The organism is Alistipes sp. An54, from assembly GCF_002159375.1.
Classification (GTDB): Bacteria; Bacteroidota; Bacteroidia; order Bacteroidales; family Rikenellaceae; genus Alistipes; species Alistipes megaguti.
The window spans coordinates 1-17,679 of sequence record NZ_NFIA01000010.1 but is presented as its reverse complement, the minus strand read 5'-3'; the positions used below and the strand labels follow the sequence as shown (position 1 = coordinate 17,679).

Here is a 17,679-nt window from a genome sequence, read left to right as displayed (position 1 = left end):
CGTTGCATGATGAAGATCCGCTCCGAATACAGGCTCCGCGAAATGGTCGGCGAACAGGTTGCCGTGGCCCCCGGAGAGGCCGAAACCGCCGCTCCGACACGCATTCTGGCGCTCAACGCGTCGGCCCGTGCGCTGTGGAATCTCTTCCGCGGGCGGGAATTCTCGGCCCAACAGGTGGCCGAAGCATTGACGGAACGCTACGACGTGAGCCCCGAAAGTGCCCGCAGCGACGCCCGGAAGCGGATCGGACAACTCGTCCCGTGCGGGATCATCGAATCATGAAGCTCAAACGCTGCATAGCTCTGGCGCTCTGCGCCCTGTACATCGCGGCAACGGCCTCGGTGTCGCTGGCGTCGATGACCTGCAAGTGTCTGGGCATGATGCGTGCGCAGACCGAACACCGTTGTGCGGAGTGCTGCGCGGCCGACCTGTGCACCGATCCGCTGCCCTGTGGCGGAGGGTGGCTCGCTGCGGGCTGCGACTGCGACCGGCACTCCACCGAAATCGAACTCTATACGTCGTCGCATTCGGACGACAGCGAAAAATATCTCCGTTGCATCGTCTCGGAACTGCCGCCTTCGCTGGCGGCCGAACTCCCCGAACCGGCCCGTCTCATCCTTCCGGCCGGCGATGCTTCGCTTGCTCCGGTTCCGCTCCCCCGGGAGGTCATCCTGCGGAACCGCGGGATGAGGGCTCCTCCCGTGAGAGGGTAGTCGGGAGCGTGTGCGGCGGAGCTGCGCACACTCCGCCGCGTATGAGCTCCCTGGCCGTACGTCGCCGGTTTTTCCCCTGTTTCGCAAATCGTTGAACTCCGCTGTCGGGCAGGCCTGACAGCAGTTGACCGTCGAAAAGCATGAACGACAACCGTTTGGAAGAGATTCTGCAACAGCACGGTATCCGCCCTACGGCGGTGCGGATCCTGTTGCTCGAGATCATGGAGCGCTTCGAGAATACGTTCAGCCTCGCCGACCTCGAAACCGAGGCCGACACGCTCGACAAATCCTCGATCTTCCGCTCGCTCACGCTCTTCGCCCGTCACCATCTGCTCCACGTCGTCGAGGACGGCAGCGGTGCCACGAAATACTGCCTCTGCCACAACGACCACGCCTGCCGCGTCGAGGAGATGCATTGCCACTTCCATTGCGAAATCTGCGGAAAAACCTTCTGCCTGGACAACATCCATATCCCCGTGATCAGCTATCCCGAGGGGTATGAGGTCCGGGAGATCAATTACCTGATCAAGGGACGCTGTCCCGCCTGCCGGTCGAAGCACTGATCTTCGCGCGCTGCCCGTCTTTGCAATCGGGTTGCAAAAACGTTGCGATACCTTTGCCGGCGTAAACAAATTGGATGATCTCATGATTCGCTTGCATCTGAACACTCTTTTCATGACGGCTTTGGCCGTCCTCTGCGGGTGCGGGGCCGCCGTGGCCCAGGACCTGCGCGGCGTGGTGCGCGACGCCGACAACAACCCCCTCGTCGGCGCTTCGGTCTACTGGGCCGGAACCACCATCGGGGCCAGCACCGATGCCCAGGGGGTATTTCTGCTCCATCGCGTCCGGGGATACGACCGTCTGGTGGCCTCGTATCTCGGTTATGTCAATGATACGCTCCGCGTCGAGAACGGCGCCGAGCGCGTCGAGTTCGCCCTGCGTGCGGAGGGCGTAGCTCTGGAGGATGTCGTCGTCGAAGGGGCCGTCAGCGGCAACTTCGTCAAGCGCGACGGCATCGTCAAGGGCGAGATGATCTCCTTTGCGGGCCTCTGCAAGATGGCCTGCTGCAACCTGGCCGAGTCGTTCGAAAACTCCGCCTCGGTGACCGTCGGCTACAGCGACGCCATCTCCGGAGCCCGGCAGATCAAGATGCTCGGTCTGGCCGGAACCTACACCCAGATCCTCGACGAAAACCGCCCGATCATGCGCGGCCTGAGCGCCCCCTACGGCATGAGCTACACGCCGGGCATGTGGCTCAACTCGATCCAGGTCTCGAAGGGCGTGGCCTCGGTGACGGCCGGCCACGAGGCCATCACCGGGCAGATCAACCTCGAACACCGCAAACCAACGGACGAGGAGCGCCTCTTCCTGAACGTCTATCTCGACGATGAGCTCCGCCCCGAGGTCAACCTCTCGTCGGCCTTCCCCGTCACGCGGGACAAGAAGCTCTCGAGCGTCATCCTGCTCCACGGTTCGGGTGACACCGACGTGCGGAGGATGGACCACAACGACGACGGATTCCACGATCTGCCCATCTCGAACCAGGTCAACGTGGCCAACAAGTGGCTCTATGCCGCCGATAACGGCATGCAGATCCGCTGGGGCTGGAAGTTCGTCCAGGAGAACCGCCTGGGCGGCATGATGGACTACAAGAATACGACGGCCATGCGCGACGCCATGCTCGAGGACTGGAACTGGAAGGCCGAGGACAAGCCCATGCCGCTCTACGGTTCGCACATCCGCAACCGCAACGTCAACGGCTATTTCAAGCTCGGCATGCCAGTCGGGCCGTCGGTCTACGATGCCGAGGAGGAGGACGAGATGCGCTCGAACCTGGCGTTCGTGGCCGATTTCGACCACTTCAACGAGGCGGCCTACTTCGGGCTGAACAACTACGACGGCAACCAGAATTCGCTGGCCCTGAATCTGATGTACAACCACTACTTCACCTACCGTTCGTCGCTCATCGTCGGCGGACAGCTCCATCTGGACTACTACCGTGAGGGGCTGCTCAACCGCACGCCTTGGATCACACAGTTGGCCAGCGCCGATTTCGATCTGGACCGCAACGAGCGTGAGGCGGGCCTCTACGCCGAGTACACCTACGCCATCAAGGACAAGTTCTCGGTCGTGGCCGGTGTGCGCGGCGACTACAACCACTATTACGACCGCTTCTTCGTCACGCCGCGCGGCCATCTGAAGTGGAACATCACCCGCTCGACCACGCTCCGCGCCTCGGCCGGTCTGGGTTACCGTTCGACGAACCTCATCACGGACAACATCGGCGTGCTGGCTACGGGCCGCGCCATCCGTCCGGTGACCTTCGACGAAGCCGGGCTGCACTTCGACGGTTCGTTCCGCGATATCGACCGTATGGAGAAGGCCCTCACCGCGGGTGGAAGCCTCACGCAGACCTTCGGCCTTGTCGAGCCCGATGACGCCACGCTGAGTTTCGACTACTTCCGCACGCAGTTCTACAACTCGGTGGTGGCCGACCAGGAGATGTTCGCCGATCGGATTGTCTTCTACAGCACCGACGGCCGTTCGTCCACCGATACCTATCAGGTTGACTTCTCGTGGACGCCCATCGAGCGGCTCGACATCTTCGCCACGTTCCGCTACACGGACAGTGAGATGACGATCCGCCGTGCGGACGGCACTTCGGCCCGTGTCGAACGCCCGCTGGTGAGTCAGTACAAGACGCTGCTCAACATCCAGTATGCCACGAAATTCCGCCGCTGGACCTTCGATGCCACGACGCAGCTGAACGGTCCGGCGCGTATTCCGACGCAGAATGCCGATCTGGCCGACAGCTACTACTCACCGCGCTATCCGATGTTCTACGCCCAGGTGAGCCGCAAGTTGGGCAAGTTCGACCTCTATGTCGGGTGTGAGAACATCGCCGACTACATCCAGAAGGACCCGATCCTGAATGCGGAGAATCCATACGATTATCGCTTCAACTCGATGAACGTCTGGGGGCCGCTCATGGGTCGCAAGTTCTATATCGGCCTGCGGCTGAATATCTATTGATCGGCTGCTGGACAGGGGCCGATATGGAACCGATGCAGACAATCCCTCCAAACCTCCCTTTGAGAAGGGAGGCTTCGACAGCGGTTGACAAAGATGCGAAGATCGGCCTGCAGCTGAATATCTATTGATCGGCTGCCGAGCGGAGGCCGATATACCTGACAGGAGACCGATATGCCGGAAAACCCGGAAAACAAAACCGAAACAACAACCGATAAAATGGCAAAAACAATGAAACGAATTCTGATGCTGTGCCTGGCCCTGGTGATGGGCGTGGGCCTGACGGTGGCTGCCCCCAAGGGCGCTCCCAAAAAGATGGTGACGACGATCTTTGCGGCCGAAGTCGACTGCGAACATTGTGTCAACAAGATCCTGAACAACGTCCCTTCGCTCGGCAAGGGGATCAAGGACGTACAGGTAAGCCTCGAGAAAAAGGAGGTGACCGTGGTCTACGATGCCTCGAAGAACAGCGACGAGAAGATCATCCAGGGGCTGGCCTCGCTCAAGGTGAAGGCCGAAGTCAAGAAGTCCTCGAATACCGAATCCGCGGCGAAAAAGTAACTGCCTGCCTCTTTCAAAGGAATCGGGGCGGTCTCTCGGCTGAGAGATCGCCCCGATTCGTTTCGGGCGGGCAAAAGCCTCGCGAGGGTTATTCCAGCGGCCGGATGCGGACCTCGGTCACCCCGTCCAGCTCCTGTGTGAGGCGCTCCAGATCGGTCTTCTCCTCCACTTCGCCGTAGTGGTAGGGGTAGAAGATCGCCGGGCGGATCGCCTTGACCGCCTCCACGGCCTGATCGACGGTCATCGTATAGGGCTGGTTCACAGGCAGGAAGGCGATGTCGATGTTTTTCAGCTTCTTCAGCTCCGGAGTCGGCTCCGTATCGCCGGCCACGTAGATGCGTGTCCCGCCGATCGTCAGCACATAACCGCAATCCTCGCGGTCCTTCGGGTGGAACTGAAGGTGTCCCGGCGTGGTGTTGTAGGCCGCCACGGCCTCGATCTTCACGTAGTCGCGCGGCGTGGCGACGCTCCCCGGACGCATCGTGTAACAGTTCATCTCGAAGGCTTCGGCCGAGGTCCGGTCGCAGAGAATCTCCGTCTCGGGGGTCAGAATCCGATCCACGGCCGTGATGTCCAGGTGGTCGTGGTGCGAGTGGGTGATCAGCACCAGATCGCCTTTCGGCAGCGAGGCGTAGTCGGCGTATTCGCTGACCGGATCCACGTAGATCCACTTCCCGCCGGTCTCGATGGCCAGCGAGGCGTGTTTGAAGAAGTGAAACGTCATTTCGCGCCCGTCGCGCGCCGTGAGCGTGTCCGACGGGTATTCGGGGGCCTTTGAACGGCCGCATCCGAAGAAGGTAAGTAAGGACATAATGGTTGTTCCGATTATCAAATGGGTCTTCATCGTGGATTAAAGATACGATTTTGCGGCGAATTGTCCAAATATTCCGCTCCTTCGTAAAAAAATCGTACCTTTGGGACATGATCCTGTTTTTTTTGCTTCGGGCATGCAGTAATCCGCTCCGGAGCCCGTTTTATGGAAAACGTATAACCGACAACATCGCATGAAGAGAATTTTTGCTACGCTGATGCTCGCGGCCCTGGCGCTCTCGAGCTGTGTCAAGGAGAATGACTCCTACAAGGACTGGCTGCCCGTACAGCCCGGTCAATATATCTACACCTACGTCATGACCCAGGATCGGGTCGCCATGCAGGCTGCCAATGCCGGCATGCGGGTGGCCGTGATGGCTGCCGAGGTGGCCAAGCAACGGGCCGCCGGGGAAGATGAGGTGACCATCGGGACGGTGAAGTACAACAATCAGCTGTTGCTTTCGGCGCTTTTCAACTCCGGAACCAAGATCGAGGAGACAGACGACGGATATATGCTTACCTTCTCGAAGGATTATCTGATGCCCGACGGATTCCATCTCGAAGGCTCGCTGCTTGTCCGCACGGGCGGTGCCGCCGAACTGGCCAACGGAGCCGAATGGCGTGTGGAGATGCAGCCCGATTTCAAACTCTACAGTGACTCCGCTTACGGAAGCGTGCAGTCGCAGGTCAACATGTACGGCGGCACCACGACGCTCACGGACAATCAGGACGGATCTTATACCATTCGTCTCTCAGGCATAGCCGCCGAAGTCGATGGCAGTCACATCGGATCCTCGAACTGGAGTACTTCGGACGAGGGCTTTGTCCTCCGCCCCGAGGATGAGAAGGTGACGCTGGCCTACTCCTCCTGCCACGGCGAGACCTTTCGGATCAACGGATCCGCTTCGGGCCTCTCGATCTATGCCAACATGTCTGGATCCCGCCCGTTGAGCATGTCCTACACCGTGACCGACGGACTCTTCGTCGGGCTGCGGATCATCGGCGGAACCCAGGAGTGTGAGTTTACCTCGACCTCCGACTACGATACGACGGGCTATCCCGCTCCCGATGTCCGCGTCGAGTGGACCAACGGTCAGTCCCGCATCTTCTACAACGGAAACGTCTATCCGAAGGAGTAACCTCCTCCCGCAAGACCGCGAAAAAAGGCTGCATCCACATAAGGGGATGCAGCCTTTTTTCGTGTCCGGAGCCTTGCCAGCGGATCACTGCTTCTGCGTCTGTTCGAGGTAACGCTTGTATTCGACGGGCGTCACCTTGATGAACTGCCGCACGTAGCTCTCCCAGTTCTCCAGCATCCGACGGCCGATGGCGCTGTTCGTGTGGCGGACGTGGGTGATGATCAGCCGGTGCAGCTCTTCGCGGTCATCGGCCCGGTCGAGCAGCGTCAGTTCGACCATCTCCATGTTGCAGTAGTAGTCGAAATCGCCGCGCGGGTTCCAGACGTAGGCGATACCGCCGCTCATGCCTGCGGCGAAGTTGCGGCCCGTCTGTCCGAGGATGGCCACGCGGCCGCCGGTCATGTATTCGCAACCGTGGTCGCCGACTCCCTCGACGACGGCCGTCGCTCCGCTGTTGCGCACGCAGAAGCGTTCGCCGACCCGGCCGTTGATGTAGGCCTCGCCCGCCGTGGCGCCGTAGAGCAGCGTATTGCCGGCGATGACGTTTCCTTCGGCGGCGAAGCGGCTCCCTTCAGGCGGTACGACAACGAGCCGTCCGCCCGAAAGCCCCTTGCCCAGGTAGTCGTTGGCGTCGCCCTCGAGGCGGAACGTAACCCCCGGGCAGAGGAAGGCGCCGAAACTTTGACCGGCGCTTCCGCGGAAGGTCACCGTCAGCGAACCCGTCGTGAGTCCCCGGCTGCCGCAGCGGCGCGTGATGTGGCCGCTGAGCATCGCTCCGACACTGCGGTCCGTGTTGGCGATCGGCTGGGCCTGCACGAGATTCTTCCGTTCGTCGATCACCCGGTCGGAGAGCGGCAGCAGCTGCCGGTCGATGACCTCCGTCAGGGCGTGCTCCTGCGGCTGGGTATGGCGCCGATCGGCATCACCCGCCGGGCGGAAGAGCAGCCGTCGCAGATCGAGTCCGTCGCCCGGTGCGCCGGCGGCAATCGGACGCTGGCGCAGCAGGTCGCTGCGGCCGATCAGATCGTCGAGCCGCGCGTAACCCATGGCCGCCATTCGGCGCCGCAGATCTTCGGCCAGCAGCCGGAAGTAGGTGATCAGGTGTTCGGGCTTGCCGGTGAAGCGCTTCCGCAGTTCGGGGTTCTGCGTCGCCACGCCCATCGGGCAGGAGTTCGTATGGCACTTGCGGATCATCCGGCACCCCAGCACCACGAGGGCCGCCGTGCCGAATCCGTACTCCTCGGCTCCGAGCAGGGCGCTCACCAGCACGTCGTGGGTGCACTTCATCTGCCCGTCGGCCTGCAGCCGCACGCGGCCCCGCAGACGGTTGCCCACGAGCGTCTGCTGGATCTCGGCCAGTCCGATTTCGACCGGTACGCCGGCGTATTTCATGGAGTCGGCCGGGCTGGCTCCCGTGCCGCCGTCCGAACCGCTGATGAGGATCTTGTCGGCCTTGGCCTTCGCCACGCCCGCAGCGATGGTCCCCACGCCGCTCTCGGCGACGAGTTTCACGCTGATCAGCGCCTCGGGGTTGATGTTCTTCAGGTCGAAGATCAGCTGGGCCAGATCCTCGATCGAATAGATGTCGTGGTGGGGCGGGGGCGAGATGAGCGTGATGCCCGGGATCGAGTGGCGCGTGCGGGCGATCATCTCGTCGACCTTGAAACCCGGAAGCTGGCCGCCCTCGCCGGGCTTGGCCCCCTGCGCCACCTTGATCTGGATCTCGTCGGCGTTGACCAGGTACTCGGCATCGACGCCGAAGCGTCCCGAAGCCACCTGCTTCACGGCACTGCGCAGCGACGTGCCGTCCGCCAGCGGCGTGTTGCGGGCCGGGTCTTCGCCCCCTTCGCCCGTGTTGCTCTGGCCGCCGATGCGGTTCATCGCTGCGGCGATCGTCTCGTGCACCTCCTTGCTGATGGCCCCGAACGACATCGCCTCCACGACGAAGCGGTGCATGATCTCCCCGGCCGGTTCGACCTCCTCGAGTGCGATGGGCCGGCGGTCGCTGACGATCTCCATCAGATCGCGCAGGAAACGCGGCTTGTCGCGGTGTTCGGCCTGGCGGGTGAACTCGGCGAAGGTGGCCTCGTCGCCCGTGCGGGCGGCACTCTGCAGCGAGAGCACCGTGGCGGGGTTCCAGCCGTGGAACTCGCCGTCGCGGCGGTAGGCGTAGCGCCCGAAGTTCTCGAGCGGCCTCTCTTCGAGGGCCGGAGCGGCGAAGCCCCGCGCATGCAGGGCCGAGGCCTGGCGCGCCACCTCCTCGAGCCCGATGCCGCCGATCGACGAGTGGCCGCCGCCCATGTAGCGTTCGAGCAGCGCATCGCCCACGCCCAGCGGTTCGAACAGCGCCGCGCCGCGGTAGCTGCGGATCGTCGAGATGCCCATCTTCGACATGATCTTCAGCATCCCCTTGTCGACGGCCCGGATGTAGTGCTGCTCGGCCCCTTCGTAGTCGAGTTGCAGTTCGCCCGCGGCGGTCAGCTGCCGGAGGATGGCAAAGGCCATGTAGGGGTTCACGCCGCTGGCGCCGTAGCCCATCAGCAGCGCCACGTGCATCGTCTCGCACACCTCGCCGCTCTCGACGATCACGGCGATCTGCGACCGTTTGCGGCGCGAAATGAGGTAGTGGTGCACGGCCGACATGGCCAGCAGCGACGGGATGGCGGCGTGCTCCGGGTCGATGCCGCGGTCGCTCAGGATCACGTAGTTGTAACCCTCGTCGACGGCCCGTTCGGCCGCCCGGCACAGCGCGTCGAGCGCCTCTTCGAGCGCCCGTCCGTCGCCTCCCGCCGGGAAGAGCATCTGCAGCGTGATGGTGCGGAAGCCCTTGTATTCGAGGTTGCGCAGGATGTCCAGATCGCGGTCCGAAATGATCGGCGAGGCCATCATCACCACCTTGCACAGCTCGGCCGAGGGCTTGAGGATGTTCTTGCGCACGGCGCCGATGTAACTGGTCAGCGACATGACCAGCTCCTCGCGGATCGAGTCCATCGGCGGGTTGGTCACCTGGGCGAACTGTTGTCGGAAGAAGTTGAAGAAGCGCTGCGGCTGTTCCGACAGCACGGCCAGCGGCGTGTCGTCGCCCATCGAGACGGTCGGGCCGGCCGCGGCCGTGGCCATCGGCTTGAGAATGCGGTCGATCTCCTCGCGGTCGTAGCCGAAGGCCCGCAGCGATTGGGCGTAATGGGGCACCTCGTGCGTCACGCGGCGTCCGCTGGTGATGTGGCGCAGGATGATCCGGTTGTCGTGCAGCCACTCGTCGTAGGGGTGCTCCGCGGCCAGCTGGCGCTTGATCTCGTCGTCGAAGAGGATCTGCCCCTGTTCGGTGTCGACCATCAGGATCTTGCCCGGTTCGAGGCGCCCCTTCGATTCGATCTCGTTGGCCGGGATATCCAGTACGCCCGTCTCCGAGGCGATGACCATCAGTCCGTCGCGCGTGATCAGGTAGCGTGCCGGACGCAGTCCGTTGCGGTCGAGCATGCCGCCCGCGTAGCGTCCGTCGGAGAAGATGATCGCCGCCGGACCGTCCCACGGCGCCATGAAGATCGAGTGGTATTCGTAGAAGCTCTTGAGCTTTTTCGAGAGCGGGTTCTTCTCGTTGAAACTCTCCGGAACGAGCATCGCCAGCGCGTGGGGCAGCGACATGCCGCCCCGCAGGAAGAACTCCAGCGCATTGTCGAACGAGGCGCTGTCGCTCATCCCCGGCTGGATGATCGGTCCCAGTCCGCCGTCGGTCCGCCCGGCAAATTCGGGATGGAGCACCGCCTCGCGCGTCCCCATCCAGAGGCGGTTGCCGCGGATGGTGTTGATCTCGCCGTTGTGGCCGATCAGCCGGAAGGGTTGCGCCAGGCTCCATGTCGGGAAGGTGTTGGTCGAGAAGCGCGAGTGGACCAGCGCAATGGCGCTCGAGAAGTAGGGGCTCTGCAGATCGGTGAAGTAGTGGCGCAGCTGGCGCGACGAGAGCATTCCCTTGTAGACGATCGTGCGCGTCGAGAGGCTGGCGATGTAGCAGCTTCGCTTGTCACGGATCGTCGACGAGGCGATCCGTGCCTCGAGGCGTTTGCGCACGACGTAGAGCAGCTCCTCGAGCCGCTGGCGGTCGTCGCACCCCACGATGAAGAGCTGCCAGATGTCGGGCTCCGTGGCGGCGGCATCCTCACCCAGGATCGTGCTGTCGACCGGCACGCGGCGTGTGGCCATCAGCTGCAGCCCCTGCTCCTCGACCGATTCGGTGGCCAGCCGCATGAAGAGCCGCTGGTCCTCCTCGTTGCGCGGCAGGAAGACCATTCCCACGCCATAGCGCCCCTTTTCCGGGACGGGAATGCCGTTCAGCAGGATGAATTCGTGCGGAATCTGCACCAGAATACCTGCACCGTCACCGGTTTTGTTGTCCGAACCTTCGGCGCCGCGGTGGGCCATGTGCTCCAGCACGCAGAGTCCCTGGTCGACGACCGAGTGGTATTTGTTTCCGTTGATGTTGACGACGAGTCCGACCCCGCAGGCGTCATGCTCGTTCTCCGGACGGTAGAGTCCACCCTCCGGCATGGCATACGTTTTCTTCATAGGATTCTCGCTAACTAACCTTCGACAGACTGTGGCGGGGCGACGGGGTGATTTTTGTTTTACCCCCCCCCTCCTCTCCGGCAGCAGTCAATACTTACAAAGATAAGGATTTTTGAAAAATGATGCAAATCGGAGGGTTATTTTTGAAATTATTTTAATATTATTCCGGCCTTGCAAAGTGTGGGTGGAAACTTATTGTGTTGGTTCTAAGTGTGTTGCATTGACTGCTCTTTGCAAGGAGGGGAATTCCGCCGGGGCGTGGGTCGGAAATGGTGGGGGCGTCGGAAGTGAGGGGAATAGTGCCGCTGGTTGCGGGGCGATGGACGGTCGGCCCCGAAAGGGCCGGAGAGTGGGGAGGCGCAGGTGGCTGTTGGGCGAGATCGGGTACGGACGGGACGGTATGAGGTAAAGTCGGCTGTCGCGGGGCGATGGACGGGTTGTTGGGACGTGTGCCGGAGGCGGCAAGATGTCGGGCCGGTGGCCGGGTAGGTTTGCGGCCGGTTAGGAGGTGTTTCGGAGGGATGGCGGCGAGGTTCGGGCCGTGGCCGGGGTGATTTGTGGCCGATTGAGGGGGGGGCTCCCGGAGGGTGGTGGCAGGGTGTCGGGCTGGTGGCCGGGGTGATTTGTGGCCGATTGAGGGGGGCTCCCGGAGGGTGGTGGCAGGGTGTCGGGCCGATGGCCGGGGTGGATTACCGCTTGTTGGAAGAGGAATCCGGCTGTTCGGGGTGTCGGTCGAGCCGCAGCACCGACGGCAGGCAGAAGGCCACGCTCCCCAGCAGGCAGATGGCTCCTCCCGAGAGGACGAACGTTGTGGTCAGCCCCACCTGCTCGGCCAGAAATCCCGTGCTCAGCAGCCCGAGGGCTGAGGGCAGCAGTCCGAAACTGCGGTAGAGCGACAGCACGCGTCCCAGCAGACCCGCCTCGATGCGGGTCTGGAGCACGGCGACGAACGAGGCGTTGAAGACGCTGCTCGAGACGCCGGCGGCGGCCGTCAGCACCGCAAACCAACAGAAGGCCGTCGGTGGCAGCAGTCCCGAGAGCAGGAATGAAAGCCCCACCACGATATACATCAGATTGATCAGCACGATGCGGTTGATCGGGTAGTTGCGGGCCCCCATGATCGCCCCGCCGAGCAGGGCTCCGCCGCCCCAGATGATCTCCACGAAGCTCATCTCCCAGGTGCCGCCGCCGAAGTGGTTGAGCGTCATGAGCGGGAACATCACCCCGACGGGCATGATCAGAAACCAGATGGCGATGGCCAGCACGAAGAACCATCCCAGACCGGGTTGCGAGTGCATGGCGGCGAATCCTTCGCGCAGTTCGCGCCACAGATCGGCCTTGCGCTCCGGGCGCTCGGGGTTCGGAATGCGGACGAAGAGCAGCGTCGTGCAGGCGATCAGCGCCCCCACGACATCGAGCAGCAGGATGTTGCCGATCGAGGTGAGCCCCAGCAGCAGGGCTCCCAGCGCCGGTCCTGCCAGGTCCGAGAACGACGAAATCACCTGATTCACGCCGGCGATGCGTGTCAGCTGCCGCTCGGGGGCCAGCAACGGCACCGAGGCCTGCATGGCCGGTACGTGGAAGGCCGTCCCCACCGAACGGCAGGCCAGCAGCACGTAGACATGCCACAGCTCGGCCCGCCCGCTCCAGAACAGCGCGGCCAGCCCCAGCGTGCAGAGGGCGATGAAGCTGTCGGCCAGAATCATCGTGCGTTTGCGGTCCCAGCGGTCGATGTAGACCCCCACGAAGAGCCCCAGAACGGCCTGCGGCAGCATGCCGGCCATGGCCGAAAGGGCCAGCACCTCGGCCGAACGCGTCTCGACGCTCATCCAGAAGATGATCGCGTAGGCGACGATCGAACTGCTGAGGATCGAGACGGCCTGACCGCTCCAGATGACGGCGAAGGTATGTTTCCAGTTCTCTGCGGACATGGGGATCGGGAAAGAAAAGAAACGGCGGGCACCCGTGAGGGTATCCGCCGTGCTGAACCCTCGTCAGAAGGGTTATTTAACTGCGTTAACTATTGCCTCGAATGCCTTCGGCTCGTTCATGGCCAGATCGGCCAGCACCTTGCGGTTCAGGACGATGCCTTTGGCGTTGAGCTTGCCGATGAATTGCGAATAGGTCATTCCCTGGGCGCGGACGGCAGCGTTGATACGCATGATCCACAGCGAACGGAATGTCCGCTTCTTGAGCTGACGGTGTGCATAGGCAAAGCACAACCCTTTCTCGACCGTGTTTTTCGCAACGGTCCATACGTTTCCCCTTGAACCAAAGTTACCCTTGGCAAGTTTCAAAACTTTCTTTCGACGTGCGCGAGACGCAACAGCGTTTACTGAACGTGGCATAATGTAAAGTTTTTGGAGGACGGCCAGCGACACGGTTCTCCCGTGTTCTTCGGGGCTGGTTTGTCCCGGTTTGTGAATTGGGTTTGCCCTGGCGGGCGGCTATCCGAATCGGCCGGCGGATTACTTCACCAGCAGGTTCTTGATTTTGGCCTCGTCGGCCGCAGATACGGTACCCGAATAGCAGAGGTTCCGCTTCTGCTTCGTCGTCTTTTTGGTCAGGATGTGACTGTGATAAGCGTGTTTACGCTTGATCTTTCCTGTGCCGGTGAAGGTAAAACGCTTCTTCGCAGCGGCATTGGTTTTCATTTTCGGCATTTTCGTAAACAGTTAATTAGTTAAACATAGCCTGCAAAAGTACGAATTTTTTTGCTTCGTGCAATCTTTTGCCGCGAAAACTTTGCGGTCTCGCCCTTTTTTCGTAATTTGTTGCATCAAAAACGTTGCGTCATGAGGAAGTCTATCTGGTTGTTTGCGTTGCTCGCGGCGGTCGGAGCAGTGCCCGGGGCCAAGGCCCAGCAGCCGCCCGTGCAGACCGTGGGTGTCGAATTGAGGGGGGATACGATGGTTTACCGTACCGTGAATGTCCCGCACCGTCGCCACGGCGTTCTGCGCGGCAGGGCCTGGGCCGGCTATTCGCATACGCCCTGGAGCCCGGAGCAGCGTCTCTTCGCCCTCTCGAAGCTCTGGATGGAGGTGCGGCGCAATTTCGCCTACATGGACCGTTTTGGCGTCGAGCGCTGGGATTCGCTCTACCGTTCGATGATCGTCCCCGTGCAGCAGGCCCGCAACGACGTGGAGTTCTACCGCCAGCTCGAGGGGCTCTGCGCCCGCCTGCAGAACGAACAGACCTTCATCCGCCACAGCCGTGACTTCCCGCAGTCGGCCGTCCGCTTCGAGGATGGATGGCTGCTGCGCCTGATGGATGTCGGCGGGCATGTCGTGGTCTCGGAGGTGAGCCGCGACAAGGCCCAACTCATGCCGCCCGGATCCGAGATCCTGGCGGTCGACGGCCGGCCCGTCGAGGCGTGGCTCGGGGAGGTGATGACACGCGTTTCGGCCTCGACCGACCGTGTGCGGCGGCGTCTGGCCGTCGAGCAGATGCTGCTCGATATGGTCGGCTCGCCGCATGAGGTGACCTTCCGCCGCCCGGATGGCTCGCAGGCCTGCGTGCGGCTGGTCAACGCCCGGCCCGAAGCCGGTGAGCGGATCGCCTGCACGGCTCTGCCCGGACACGGATGGGACGAACTGCACGAGGATTTCCGCGTGACGTGGTATCCCGGTGACGTGGCCTGTCTGAAGATCGGTTCGTTCCGCCCCGGACGTGTCTTCCGGGCCTTTCACGATGCCTTCCCCGGGGTAAAGAACCGGGCCCGGGCGCTGATCATCGACCTGCGCTGGAACGAACGCGGCAGCAGTCGTATGGCCGCCGAATTCCTTTCGCATCTGACCCGCGATACGCTTCTCCGCGGTGCCGTCTGGCGTACGCGGATCTATGATGCCGCTCTGGCTTCGTGGGGTTCCGATGCCACGCCGGCCGACACGGTGGGCAATGCCCGCGTGAAGCTGGCCTATGAATACTACAACGATGCGGCCTTCTCCGAACCCGAGCGCAGCGCCTATCGCTTTCCGCGCAGCCGCGAGGTGTTGGAGGTGCCGACCGTGATTCTTGTCAACGATGCGACGGGCTCGGCCGCGGAGTGTTTCCTGGCGTTGGCCGCTTCGCAACCCCACATGTCGACCGTCGGAACGCCGACGTCGGGGTGTGCCGGAACTGTTGCCCTTTACGAGCTGCTGCCCGGTCTGCAGTGTGGAATCTGTACGCAGGAGGTGCGTTTCTCGGATGGCAAGGAGTTTGTCGGGCTGGGTATTGCCCCCGATGTGACGGTTGAGGATACGCTGGATGACATCCGTGCCGGGCGTGACGCCGCTCTGGAGAAGGCCCTCGAACTGCTCGGCGTGGAGTGATGTGAGGCGTGTCAACGTAACGGAGTGAATGATGAATATGGAGTGGGATTTTCTGATTCGTTTGTGTGTGGCCGGGCTGTGCGGTACGGTGATCGGCCTGGATCGTGAGTACCGTGTCAAGGATGCCGGCTTCCGCACCCATTTTCTGGTGGCGCTCGGAAGTGCGCTGATGATGATCGTTTCGCAATACGGCTTCGAGGATTTTCTGGCCTCGCACGACGGCCTGCGTTTGGACCCGAGCCGCATTGCGGCCCAGGTGGTCAGTGGTATCGGCTTCATCGGCGCCGGCACGATCATCATCCACCGGCAGCTGGTCCGCGGTCTGACCACGGCGGCCAGCCTCTGGGCCACGGCCGGAATCGGTCTGGCGGCCGGCGGCCACATGTATCTCGTGGCCGCCGCGGCAACCGTGCTGACGCTCTTCGGACTGGAGGTTCTGTCGCTCTTCTTCGGCGGACTGGGCTGCCGACGCACGATGGTTGTCTTTTCGGCTCCGACGCGGGCTGTGGTTGACGCCATGTTCAACCGGCTCGAAAGCCGCGACTACGCGGTAATCTCCTATGAGGTGGAGGCCGCCCGCACGCCCGACGGCATTGTCTATCGCGCCACGCTGGTTATCCGCTCCAAGGGGGCGGTCAGCGAGGAGGGTTATATCGACCTGCTGCGGGCCGATCCCGACATTACGATCGAGCGCATCGTCTGACCGGAGACGAGTGTCGGGAAGGTGAGTTTCGGGGACCGGGTGCCGGGGCAGTTCAGAGAGATGAGAGGGGGCGTTTTGAGGCCGGGTACCGAGAGGGACCGTTTAGAATGCTGAGTGCCGAAGGGCTGTCTCAGGGGTGGTTCTCGAGGACAGTCCGGGGAGGGTGGTTTCGAAAAAACGGTCGCGAGACGGCTGTTTTGGACGGTGTTGGAGGCAAGGAAGTACGTTCGGGAAGGGAGCACGAACGTCGGTGCTTCCGGCGCACGGCTGTCGTCCCTTTCAGAACCAGCGGCTGACCTCTTTCAGGTGCGGATCGTGGGCCATATCGTTGGGATTGGTACCCGGCTCACCTTCGGGAATCGGCTCTCCCAGCCGTTCGAACAACTCCATCCAGAAGGCGGGCATCGTCCCGTCTGTAGCTCGGAAATTCATCGGCCGGGCCGGAAAGATCCGCTCCCCGTCCGGCGTGCGATAACTCTCCCAGATCAGTTCGCTGCAGTAGAAGCGTCCATTGTCCGGGCGGTAAGAGTAGTCGTAGGGGAGTCCCCTGAAGCTTCGCGCCCGTGCGACCGAGGCTGCTACGCCCGTCGTATCGCTTAGGCGCATGGCCACGACGGCCGGACGGTCATTGATTCGGGACGCATTCTTCAGAAATTCATCCAGCGAAGTCATCCGGACCCCGCCATTGCTGGTCGCTTCGAGTACCGAATCGGCCCCTTCGCAGGTGATTGCAATTCCTACATGGGTGAAATTCAGCGGGCTGTCGTCTCCGGTTGCGGCGGTGATTGCTCCGCTCATCTCCGATGTGGCGCCGACCTCAAACAACAGATCGCCGGTCCGGATTTCGGGCTCTGATGCCGTGCAGGCAAAAGCCGCCCACAGGGTCGCTATATATATAAGTGTCCGTTTTATTTTCTGCGTGGTTTACTTCGGGCAAAGATATTAAAAAATTTTCATAAGTAACTGCCTGACGGATAGGGATGTTGGAGATTTGGGTAAAAAGAGGGGCAAAAAAAGTGTGGAAAATATTTGGAGGGGACGGAAAAAAGTGCTTATCTTTGCACCCGCTTTGAGAGAGAGACGGCGGTTGCAGCCGCGGGATTTCGACCGAAGTGACGAGGTTCTGAGACGTTTTGACAAGATCTTTCGAAAAGATTTGGAAGATTCGGAAAAGGTTGTTACTTTTGCAGCCCGCAAGGAGGTCAGCGATGGCCGAGATGCGAGTGAGAGGGTTCTGGAAGTTTTCGAATTGAAAAGAAATCTTGAAAAAAGATTTGGAGGTTTCAAAAAAAGTGTTTATCTTTGCACCACTTTCCGCTGAAAAAACGGCGGTCAGTCCAGGGGCGAAGGAGGGCAGAGAGAAGCGATCGGAACCCCGCAAGAATAAGGAATTGTTCATATAGCCATATACGAACAGCGTTCTTTGAAGTGATTGAGCAGCTAAAGTTTTCCACTCTTGAAAAAGAGTGATTTCAAACAATACCTTTGAGATTTGAGCTAAAGATTTAACAAAACATTTTATACAATGGAGAGTTTGATCCTGGCTCAGGATGAACGCTAGCGGCAGGCCTAACACATGCAAGTCGAGGGGCATCGGGATTGAAGCTTGCTTCAATTGCCGGCGACCGGCGCACGGGTGCGTAACGCGTATGCAACCTACCCAGAACAGGGGGATAACACTGAGAAATTGGTACTAATACCCCATAATATATTGGAAGGCATCTTCCGATGTTGAAAACTCCGGTGGTTTTGGATGGGCATGCGTTGTATTAGCTGGTTGGTGAGGTAACGGCTCACCAAGGCGACGATACATAGGGGGACTGAGAGGTTAACCCCCCACATTGGTA

15 protein-coding genes and 1 rRNA gene are annotated in these 17,679 nt (G+C 61.5%); 9 read left to right on the top strand and 7 right to left on the bottom strand.

Features of this window, described 5'->3' with window-relative positions; translation table 11 throughout:
• Nucleotides 1–9 precede the first annotated feature (9 nt).
• The 5 genes from B5G09_RS09945 to B5G09_RS09925 all read left to right on the top strand — a co-directional run bounded on the left by B5G09_RS09945 (nucleotide 10) and on the right by B5G09_RS09925 (nucleotide 4,304).
• A complete protein-coding gene (locus B5G09_RS09945) occupies nucleotides 10–282 on the top strand; it encodes a PqqD family protein (RefSeq protein WP_087405105.1) in 273 nt (90 codons plus the stop codon).
• Nucleotides 279–713: a hypothetical protein gene (locus tag B5G09_RS09940; RefSeq protein WP_087405037.1), complete on the top strand. Its 435-nt coding sequence runs from the start codon at nucleotides 279–281 to the stop codon at nucleotides 711–713. The genes B5G09_RS09945 and B5G09_RS09940 overlap by 4 nt, the downstream gene beginning before the upstream one ends.
• Nucleotides 714–853: 140 nt before the next feature.
• Nucleotides 854–1,276 carry a transcriptional repressor gene (locus B5G09_RS09935; protein WP_087311590.1) on the top strand — a complete coding sequence of 141 codons (423 nt, stop codon included), beginning with the start codon at nucleotides 854–856 and terminating at the stop codon, nucleotides 1,274–1,276.
• A gap of 82 nt (nucleotides 1,277–1,358) precedes the next feature.
• On the top strand, nucleotides 1,359–3,746 hold the full coding sequence (locus B5G09_RS09930; protein ID WP_087405104.1) for a TonB-dependent receptor: 2,388 nt from the start codon (nucleotides 1,359–1,361) through the stop codon (nucleotides 3,744–3,746).
• Nucleotides 3,747–3,974: 228 nt separating this feature from the next.
• Nucleotides 3,975–4,304, top strand: coding sequence for a cation transporter (locus tag B5G09_RS09925; protein WP_087405036.1), 330 nt, complete (start codon nucleotides 3,975–3,977; stop codon nucleotides 4,302–4,304).
• An 88-nt stretch (nucleotides 4,305–4,392) separates the two neighbouring features.
• Here B5G09_RS09925 and B5G09_RS09920 read toward each other — a convergent pair whose 3' ends face one another.
• Entirely contained in the window at nucleotides 4,393–5,115 is a 723-nt protein-coding gene (locus B5G09_RS09920) for an MBL fold metallo-hydrolase (RefSeq protein ID WP_087405035.1), read from the bottom strand.
• A gap of 193 nt (nucleotides 5,116–5,308) precedes the next feature.
• On the opposite strand from B5G09_RS09920, the gene B5G09_RS09915 reads away from it, so the two are divergent.
• Nucleotides 5,309–6,253: a hypothetical protein gene (locus tag B5G09_RS09915; protein WP_241147628.1), complete on the top strand. Its 945-nt coding sequence runs from the start codon at nucleotides 5,309–5,311 to the stop codon at nucleotides 6,251–6,253.
• 84 nt (nucleotides 6,254–6,337) lie between these two features.
• On the opposite strand, the gene gltB is transcribed toward B5G09_RS09915, so the two are convergent.
• The 4 genes from gltB to rpmI all read right to left on the bottom strand — a co-directional run bounded on the left by gltB (nucleotide 6,338) and on the right by rpmI (nucleotide 13,479).
• Entirely contained in the window at nucleotides 6,338–10,816 is a 4,479-nt protein-coding gene (gene gltB / locus B5G09_RS09910) for a glutamate synthase large subunit (RefSeq protein ID WP_087405034.1), read from the bottom strand.
• A gap of 689 nt (nucleotides 10,817–11,505) precedes the next feature.
• Nucleotides 11,506–12,747, bottom strand: a complete 1,242-nt coding sequence (locus B5G09_RS09905) for an MFS transporter (protein ID WP_087405033.1) — start codon at nucleotides 12,745–12,747, stop codon at nucleotides 11,506–11,508.
• A gap of 72 nt (nucleotides 12,748–12,819) precedes the next feature.
• Entirely contained in the window at nucleotides 12,820–13,164 is a 345-nt protein-coding gene (rplT, locus tag B5G09_RS09900) for a 50S ribosomal protein L20 (protein WP_087311651.1), read from the bottom strand.
• Nucleotides 13,165–13,284: 120 nt separating this feature from the next.
• The gene (gene rpmI, locus B5G09_RS09895) at nucleotides 13,285–13,479 is read right to left on the bottom strand and encodes a 50S ribosomal protein L35 (protein WP_009598828.1); all 195 of its coding nucleotides are present in this window, start codon (nucleotides 13,477–13,479) and stop codon (nucleotides 13,285–13,287) included.
• A gap of 132 nt (nucleotides 13,480–13,611) precedes the next feature.
• On the opposite strand from rpmI, the gene B5G09_RS09890 reads away from it, so the two are divergent.
• Both B5G09_RS09890 and B5G09_RS09885 read left to right on the top strand, forming a co-directional pair.
• Nucleotides 13,612–15,129, top strand: coding sequence for a S41 family peptidase (locus B5G09_RS09890; RefSeq protein ID WP_087405032.1), 1,518 nt, complete (start codon nucleotides 13,612–13,614; stop codon nucleotides 15,127–15,129).
• A 31-nt stretch (nucleotides 15,130–15,160) separates the two neighbouring features.
• Complete coding sequence (locus tag B5G09_RS09885; RefSeq protein ID WP_087405031.1) at nucleotides 15,161–15,832, top strand: MgtC/SapB family protein; 672 nt, start codon at nucleotides 15,161–15,163, stop codon at nucleotides 15,830–15,832.
• A gap of 279 nt (nucleotides 15,833–16,111) precedes the next feature.
• Here B5G09_RS09885 and B5G09_RS09880 read toward each other — a convergent pair whose 3' ends face one another.
• Together B5G09_RS09880 and B5G09_RS09875 are read right to left on the bottom strand one after the other, a co-directional pair.
• Entirely contained in the window at nucleotides 16,112–16,657 is a 546-nt protein-coding gene (locus B5G09_RS09880) for a YiiX/YebB-like N1pC/P60 family cysteine hydrolase (protein WP_241147627.1), read from the bottom strand.
• Nucleotides 16,650–17,312 carry a hypothetical protein gene (locus tag B5G09_RS09875; protein WP_087405029.1) on the bottom strand — a complete coding sequence of 221 codons (663 nt, stop codon included), beginning with the start codon at nucleotides 17,310–17,312 and terminating at the stop codon, nucleotides 16,650–16,652. Before B5G09_RS09875 ends, B5G09_RS09880 begins: the two co-directional genes overlap by 8 nt.
• Nucleotides 17,313–17,354: 42 nt before the next feature.
• Between B5G09_RS09875 and B5G09_RS09870 the strand changes: the two genes are divergently transcribed.
• A 16S ribosomal RNA gene (locus tag B5G09_RS09870) occupies nucleotides 17,355–17,679 on the top strand; the annotation flags it as partial.

Coding starts and splice junctions, on each gene's coding strand:
- B5G09_RS09945 (WP_087405105.1), top strand. CDS start 10: ATGAAGATCCGCTCCGAATACAGGCTCCGCGAAATGGTCGGCGAACAG.
- B5G09_RS09940 (WP_087405037.1), top strand. CDS start 279: ATGAAGCTCAAACGCTGCATAGCTCTGGCGCTCTGCGCCCTGTACATC.
- B5G09_RS09935 (WP_087311590.1), top strand. CDS start 854: ATGAACGACAACCGTTTGGAAGAGATTCTGCAACAGCACGGTATCCGC.
- B5G09_RS09930 (WP_087405104.1), top strand. CDS start 1,359: ATGATTCGCTTGCATCTGAACACTCTTTTCATGACGGCTTTGGCCGTC.
- B5G09_RS09925 (WP_087405036.1), top strand. CDS start 3,975: ATGAAACGAATTCTGATGCTGTGCCTGGCCCTGGTGATGGGCGTGGGC.
- B5G09_RS09920 (WP_087405035.1), bottom strand. CDS start 5,115: ATGTCCTTACTTACCTTCTTCGGATGCGGCCGTTCAAAGGCCCCCGAA.
- B5G09_RS09915 (WP_241147628.1), top strand. CDS start 5,309: ATGAAGAGAATTTTTGCTACGCTGATGCTCGCGGCCCTGGCGCTCTCG.
- gltB (WP_087405034.1), bottom strand. CDS start 10,816: ATGAAGAAAACGTATGCCATGCCGGAGGGTGGACTCTACCGTCCGGAG.
- B5G09_RS09905 (WP_087405033.1), bottom strand. CDS start 12,747: ATGTCCGCAGAGAACTGGAAACATACCTTCGCCGTCATCTGGAGCGGT.
- rplT (WP_087311651.1), bottom strand. CDS start 13,164: ATGCCACGTTCAGTAAACGCTGTTGCGTCTCGCGCACGTCGAAAGAAA.
- rpmI (WP_009598828.1), bottom strand. CDS start 13,479: ATGCCGAAAATGAAAACCAATGCCGCTGCGAAGAAGCGTTTTACCTTC.
- B5G09_RS09890 (WP_087405032.1), top strand. CDS start 13,612: ATGAGGAAGTCTATCTGGTTGTTTGCGTTGCTCGCGGCGGTCGGAGCA.
- B5G09_RS09885 (WP_087405031.1), top strand. CDS start 15,161: ATGAATATGGAGTGGGATTTTCTGATTCGTTTGTGTGTGGCCGGGCTG.